Below are 257 nucleotides of genomic sequence, written 5' to 3' on the forward strand. Positions count from 1 at the left end.
CTACTAGGGTATCTAATCCCGTTTGCTCCCCTGGCTTTCGTGCCTCAGTGTCAGTTAAGCCCCAGTGCTTCCCTTTCGGCTCCGGTGTTCCTGCCAATATCAACACATTTCACCGCTCCACTGGCAGTTCCGCACACCCCTGGGACACTCCAGCAATCCAGTTTCAAACGCAATGCCTCAGTTGAGCTCAGGCATTTCACATCTGACTTGAATCGCCGCCTACGCACCCTTTAAGCCCAGTGATTCCGAATAACGTT

At 52.9% G+C, this 257-nt stretch carries 1 rRNA gene; it reads right to left on the minus strand.

Features of this window, described 5'->3' with window-relative positions:
* Window positions 1-257, minus strand: a 16S ribosomal RNA gene (locus ACTHSX_RS10735); the annotation flags it as partial.

The sequence above is a fragment of the Neisseria sp. P0014.S002 genome (genome assembly GCF_051958295.1).
Taxonomy (GTDB): Bacteria; Pseudomonadota; Gammaproteobacteria; order Burkholderiales; family Neisseriaceae; genus Neisseria; species Neisseria flavescens_B.